Raw genomic sequence first — 2160 nt, forward strand, 5'->3', positions numbered from 1 at the left:
GGACAGTGGTATACAATTCACTGTAATTATTCATTTTTTATCTTTCAAAAATGAATAATTACCAACAAATGTTATATTTCGCATTATAAGGTTAGCATAAGATTTAAAATATTTAATATGCAATTTTGCATATTTTAACATTCCTAATTATTTACATAGTGTTTGACCATCTTTATTTAAAGCAGCCCCCACATTCACAAAATTCACTTAAAACAAGAATTTGTTTATCCATACTTTTTCTATAATTTTTCATGAAAGAACTGAAATTAATTAGTACCCCCTGTTAAACACCTAAATCTGATACTTAAACTAACTAATCTTCCTCTAATAAATTGTTTTCTTATTTGACTTCACAATTAATAATACCCAGCAGGTATAGTCACAACATCTTCGTACACCTCCTCATTAAAGCTGAAGGAACACTAATTAAAATCTGGTCCAGAAATTTTACCTTTCTACGTTACAGGATCCGCATAAGAAAACATAGAATACAGTACCTCCTCTGTTACAATTAGCTGTATGTCATAAACCAAAAAATCATAATATGAAATTTATAGAATTAATTTCTTGAGTTCAAACCTCTCCAGGTTCATAAAAAAGAGACACCATATCAACCTTCTACGTGATATGGTGTCTCTTTTTATCTAATTCAATTACTTCCCACCAAACATCTTCTCCAAAGACTTCGCATTGGCAAACAATACTTCTTTCAAGTTATCGTCAGCAACGATTTTATAGTCGCCATCTTTGTCTTTCTTTAAGTTCAATGTAACTTCGCGAGTTGCCATTGCTGCATCTTTATCTGCTAAGTTTTTGACGATAGTTGATGTCATTGTTTTTTCGATTGCTTTTTCAGATTGTTCTTTGTCTTCACTAAAGGCACTAGCGAACGCCATTGGCATAACTTCTCCCACTGCTTTTGTTACAGCAACGGATAGATCAGCAGATGTAATTTTCACTTTCACTTCTGCTTTGTCATCCTTTTTCGATACTTCTTCTAGCTTTTCAAATTTAAAGGTTTTTGTAATTGCACTTAGCATTGCTTTTGCCTCAGCATCATCTGTTTTTTCATTTAGTTTATTAAATTCCTTGTCACTCTCAACAAATGTACGAGCCTTTTCTACATCACCTTTTTGTATCGCTGTTAAAAATTCTTCTGTAGTATCTTTCGGATTTGCACACCCTGCTAAAACAACTGCTGTTAATCCTACTACCATCATTAATAGCAATAATCTCTTTATCTTTTGCACGCTCATTCTCCTCTTATCTTTTCTAGTAAGTCAGCACTATATAATAGTATGAAACTGACATTACAAACATTTTTTAGTATATCATTTATATGATTCGTTTTCTATTCAATCCCAATAGATAAAGAGCCTTGAAGCATTCCTACAAGGCTCTTTATCTATCAATCCGTATCCGTAGCACAAATAAACCACATTTTACGCTCCCTACTATCTGACACCATCCAAGTAGCATCCCATGCAACATCGTAAAACCAATCTGTCCAAGGGCAATAGCTTTTGAACACTTTAATATCTTCATAGCGATCTTGGAACATATATTGACATACATTCACGGCTAATTGTTTTGCGATAACTGGTCGTTCCTTAAATCCTTCATATGCTCCGCCCGACAAAATTTGAGCGGCAATGCTACCATCAAGCATGACTGCCCATTGCTCTTTAAAATGCAACTTATATTTTTCTGACGTATGTATTTTTAACTCTTCTAAGCTATTGATTATATCTAAAGAGTTAAAGATTCTTCTAAAGAAGTGCTCGTGTCCATCTTTCCAATATGGTATTTCTTTAAAAAAATTTTCGTTATGTACTTTAAAACAGCTTATAACCACTCCGCCATTTACGTTTTGTTCCTTAAATGTATGTATGAGTTTCTCAATAGATGAGTCATTCGTTTCTATTTTTTCAAACGTTCCTGCTTTCCATCTCATAACGCCCACTACTCTCTATTCAAAATTTGTTTCTTAATTATAAATATCAAAATAAAACCCAGCAACTTTAAGATTGCTGGATTATCTCTTATTTATATTTGAAAAAACAATAACAATTGCTCCAATTATATAATGCCCTGCTACCATCCACATACTCCGATCAAAAATCATAAGCGATAACCAAAGTGATATATTCATAGTAGCAA

At 32.7% G+C, this 2160-nt stretch carries 2 protein-coding genes; both read right to left on the reverse strand.

Features of this window, described 5'->3' with window-relative positions:
* Window positions 1–653: 653 nt before the first annotated feature.
* The gene (locus ABWK52_RS23360; protein ID WP_001169504.1) at window positions 654–1250 is read right to left on the reverse strand and encodes a DUF4878 domain-containing protein; all 597 of its coding nucleotides are present in this window, start codon (window positions 1248–1250) and stop codon (window positions 654–656) included.
* Between the two features lie 158 nt (window positions 1251–1408).
* Entirely contained in the window at window positions 1409–1954 is a 546-nt protein-coding gene (locus ABWK52_RS23365; RefSeq protein ID WP_141536697.1) for a hypothetical protein, read from the reverse strand.
* Window positions 1955–2160 lie beyond the last annotated feature (206 nt).

Origin of the sequence: Bacillus sp. AP50, assembly GCF_040492675.1 — a bacterium.
GTDB lineage: Bacteria > Bacillota > Bacilli > Bacillales > Bacillaceae_G > Bacillus_A > Bacillus_A cereus.

Excerpts from the sequence above, each read along its gene's own strand:
- ABWK52_RS23365 (WP_141536697.1), bottom strand. The coding sequence starts at position 1,954 with ATGAGATGGAAAGCAGGAACGTTTGAAAAAATAGAAACGAATGACTCA.